The organism is Mycobacterium sp. UM_Kg1, assembly GCF_000972925.1.
Classification (GTDB): Bacteria; Actinomycetota; Actinomycetes; order Mycobacteriales; family Mycobacteriaceae; genus Mycobacterium; species Mycobacterium hiberniae.
Window position 1 is genome coordinate 1 of sequence record NZ_JRMK01000230.1, and the last position, 4044, is coordinate 4044.

General features: G+C 67.8%; 4 protein-coding genes, 1 tRNA gene and 1 pseudogene. 3 read left to right on the forward strand and 3 right to left on the reverse strand.

Features of this window, described 5'->3' with window-relative positions; genetic code table 11:
* Positions 1–991: NAD(P)H-binding protein (locus LI92_RS20170; RefSeq protein WP_046322047.1), on the reverse strand; the 991-nt coding region annotated here is incomplete at its 3' end.
* Between the two features lie 313 nt (positions 992–1304).
* Between LI92_RS20170 and LI92_RS24535 the strand changes: the two genes are divergently transcribed.
* The gene (locus LI92_RS24535; protein ID WP_353585457.1) at positions 1305–1793 is read left to right on the forward strand and encodes an integrase core domain-containing protein; all 489 of its coding nucleotides are present in this window, start codon (positions 1305–1307) and stop codon (positions 1791–1793) included.
* Between the two features lie 48 nt (positions 1794–1841).
* Here LI92_RS24535 and LI92_RS20175 read toward each other — a convergent pair.
* Positions 1842–1927 (reverse strand) — tRNA-Leu (locus tag LI92_RS20175).
* A 119-nt stretch (positions 1928–2046) separates the two neighbouring features.
* Between LI92_RS20175 and LI92_RS20180 the strand changes: the two genes are divergently transcribed.
* Entirely contained in the window at positions 2047–3393 is a 1347-nt protein-coding gene (locus LI92_RS20180) for a M20/M25/M40 family metallo-hydrolase (RefSeq protein ID WP_046322045.1), read from the forward strand.
* Positions 3394–3413: 20 nt separating this feature from the next.
* Positions 3414–3944: a YbhB/YbcL family Raf kinase inhibitor-like protein gene (locus LI92_RS20185; protein WP_046322046.1), complete on the forward strand. Its 531-nt coding sequence runs from the start codon at positions 3414–3416 to the stop codon at positions 3942–3944.
* Here the strand turns inward: LI92_RS20185 and LI92_RS23430 are convergent.
* Positions 3941–4044 (reverse strand): annotated as a pseudogene (locus tag LI92_RS23430) (IS481 family transposase); the annotation flags it as partial. The gene LI92_RS20185 and the pseudogene LI92_RS23430 sit on opposite strands and share 4 nt — an antisense overlap.

Below are 4044 nucleotides of genomic sequence, written 5' to 3' on the forward strand. Positions count from 1 at the left end.
CCCCCCCGGTCCAGTTGGCATCGGTATCAGCCAAATGGTGCGGGTCTTCTAACCGATCGACGGGTAGCGGCGACTGCGATTGCAGGGATCGGCGCAGCGCGTCTTCGAGGTCCATCAGGCCCTCATGGGGCGGTGCCACCACGTCGGCGAGTCGGCGCGTGGATGCGGTCATCGGGAATTCCAGGGACGCCACCAAGTCAGCAGCCAGCCCGCTCGGCGTCGGCAGCACCAGGGGCGTGACCAGTGCCAGCGTCGAAGCGGCGAGGCCCGGTATTGCAACGGGGATCCGCCGCTTGCCCGCCAATCGGACGTAGGTACGCACCAACTCTCTATAGGTCGTGGTAGTGGGGCCGCAGATATCGTAGGCCCCTGGCGCGACGAGATCACCCCGGGCGGCCGCGACCAGATAGTGCAGCACGTCGCGAATGGAGATCGGATCCATCGGCTGACGCACGCAGGAGGGCATTGGCAGCAGCGGGAAGCGGTCCCCGCTGTAGCGCAACATCTCAAACGAGGTCGACCCCGCGCCAATGATCATGGCCGCGCCTAACCACACCACTGCCGGACCGCCCGGCACGCGCAGGGCGTCTGCCACTTCGGCACGGCTTGCCAAATGTTCGGACAGGGATTCCGATTCGGGTACGAATCCCCCCAGATAGACGATGCGTCCGACCCCGGCCGCGGCGGCGGCCCGGGCGAGGTGGCCCGCCGCAGCCCTGTCGGCCGCCCGGAAGCCGGGCTCGCCGATGCCGTGAACCAGGTAGTACAGGACATCGATGCGACCCGCCACGGCCATCGCGTCGCTCAGGATTTCCGGATCTCCTGCATCCAGACACACCGCCTCGACGCGATCGCTCCAGCCATATCGGGCGAACTTCGCCGGATCGCGGCCTGCCACGACCACCTGATGACCGGCATCGAGCAAAGCGGTCACCAACCGTGATCCGACATAACCTGAGGCCCCGGTCACTAGCGCGCGTAGCGAAGTCATGCTCCAGTGGGTACCCATCCTCCCCGGACTACCCACGCCAGACGGTTGTGACCCTCACGACTCTTCTGTGGGTTGCGGCAGGTGGCCAGAGCAGCCGTGCCACGGCTAGGCGGATGGCACCGGCCCAGGAGGGCCGCTGTCGTCCGGCGCGGTGTCCACCAGATCGTGCTGCACGCCGTAGTGCCGGAGTTGGTCCGCCATCTGCAAGCGGAATTCGCCTGGGCGCGGTTGGTCGCAGGACAACGGCTCGGTCTACACCTCGCGATTCACCGGCGGCCACTACGACTTCGAACGACTCCTGGCCGCCCTGGGCATCACCCAACGCAACGGCCACCCCGGCCACCCCCAAACCCAGGGAAAGATCGATCGCTTCCACCAAGCCCTCAAACGCTGGCTGGCCGCACGACCCCACCCAGCCACCCTGTCCGAACTCCAAGAACTCCTCGACGCCTTCCGCGTCATCTACAACACCGAGCGCAGCCACCGCGCCCACCCACACCACCTCACGCCCGAACAGGCCTACCTCGCCCGCCCCAAAGCCACCCCCGGCAACCAACCCGCCGCCGCCATCCGAGTCCGCACCGACATCGTCGACCAATTCGGCGAACTCACCCTGCGCCACCGCAGCCGCCTACATCACCTCGGCATCGGCCGCGCCCACGCCTGCACACCCGTCCTCATCCTGATCACCGCCAGCACCGTCACCGTCATCAGCAAAACCGGCCACCACACCATCGCCACCCACCACAACTACTGGCCCGACAAACAGAAAAACCCCGGCAAAAGCCGGGGCAATCTGTAACCGATGACGCGACGCATGTGTAACCCATGACCCGACTCATCACAATTGTGTCCGAGGGGGGACTTGAACCCCCACGCCCGTTAATAGGGCACTAGCACCTCAAGCTAGCGCGTCTGCCATTCCGCCACTCGGACCAACCCGGCTCGGCCGGGCAGCTAAGGCTAACGGATGGCCGTCCTCGGACCCAAACCCAGCCCTGGCAACACCATCCGAAGGGCCGCGGAAGGGCCCGGAAGTGGTAGTAAAGGTAGCTGTGACCGAATTCCCGGACCCTGCCGGTGACGCCGTGGGCGAGGTGGTCGAACTCGTCAGCGCCCTCATTCGCTTCGACACCTCCAACACCGGCGAACTGGCCACCACCAAGGGCGAGGCGGACTGCGCCCGCTGGGTGGCCGCCCAGCTCGAGGAAGTGGGTTTTCAGACCGAATACCTCGAATCGGGTGCCCCGGGCCGTGGGAACGTGTTCGCCCGCCTGGCGGGCAGTGACCCGTCCCGCGGGGCGCTGCTGATCCACGGCCACCTCGATGTGGTGCCGGCCGAGGCGAGCGACTGGAGCGTGCACCCGTTCTCCGGGGCCATCGAGGACGGCTACGTCTGGGGCCGCGGCGCGGTCGACATGAAGGACATGGTCGGGATGATGATCGCGGTGGCCCGCCAGCTGGCCCGCTCCGGTATCACCCCGCCGCGGGATCTGGTGTTCGCCTTCGTCGCCGATGAGGAGGCCGGCGGCAAGTACGGGGCGCATTGGCTCGTCGAGCACCGTCCCGACCTGTTCGCCGGGGTCACCGAGGCGATCGGGGAGGTCGGCGGTTTCTCGCTGACGGTGCCGCGCCGCGACGGCGGCGAGCGTCGGCTCTACCTGATCGAGACCGCGGAAAAGGGCCTGTGCTGGATGCGGCTGCGGGCCCACGGCCGGGCCGGGCACGGATCGATGATCAATGACGACAACGCCGTCACCGCTCTGGCCGAGGCGGTGGCCCGGCTCGGCCGGCACCGCTTCCCGCTGGTGCTCACCGAGGCGGTCGAGCAGTTCCTGATCGCGGTGGGCGAGGAGACCGGACTGGTCATCGACGTCGACTCCCCGGACCTGGAGGGGATGATCGAGAAGTTGGGGCCCATCGCCCGCATCGTCAACGCCACCCTGCGCGACACCGCGACACCGACCATGCTGCAGGCCGGCTACAAGGCCAACGTGATCCCGGCGACGGCCGAGGCGGTGCTGGACTGCCGGGTGCTGCCCGGGCGCCAGGCGGCGTTCGAGGCCGAGGTCGACGCCCTGATCGGTCCCGACGTGACCCGGGAATGGGTCGCCCTCCAGCCGCCCGTCGAGACGACCTTCGACGGCGATTTGGTCGAGGCGATGAACGCCGCGCTGCTGGCCTGCGATCCCGACGCCCGGGCGGTGCCCTACATGCTGTCCGGAGGAACGGACGCAAAAGCCTTCGCCAAGTTGGGTATTCGCTGCTTCGGGTTCGCTCCGCTCCGGCTTCCACCGGAACTGGACTTCGCCGCGCTGTTTCACGGAGTCGACGAGCGGGTCCCGGTCGACGCGCTGAAGTTCGGCACCCGCGTCCTGCACCACTTCCTGACACACTGTTGACCACAACGAGAGGACCACACATGAGCTCTGTCCACGATCCCTACGCCGCGCTGCCCAAGCTGCCGACCTTCACCCTCACCTCGACATCGCTCACCGACGGCGCGCAGCTTGCCAAGCCGCAGGTCAGCGGAATCATGGGCGCCGGCGGTGAAGACGCCAGCCCGCAGCTGAGCTGGTCGGGCTTCCCCGAGGAGACCCGCAGCTTCGCAGTCACCTGCTACGACCCGGAAGCTCCCACCGCCTCGGGCTTCTGGCACTGGGCGGTGGCCAACCTGCCGGCCACCTGCACCGAGCTTCCCGAAGGCGTCGGTGACGGCAGCCTGCTGCCCGGGGATGCCCTGACGTTGGCCAACGACGCCGGGATGCGCCGCTACGTGGGTGCGGCACCGCCCCCCGGTCACGGCACGCACCGCTACTACTTCGCGGTACACGCCGTCGACGTCGAGAAGCTCGACCTCGCCGAGGACGCCAGCCCGGCCTACCTCGGCTTCAACCTGTTCATGCACGCCATCGCGCGCGCGGTGATCGTCGGCACCTACGAGCGCAACTAGCTGTACTGACTTGAGAGGTTAGGTACGCGGCTGGCGGGTGGTTGGCCGCCGAGTGCGGTGTGGCCGCGTTGGTGATTGTAGGTGTGGAGCCATCGGGGGA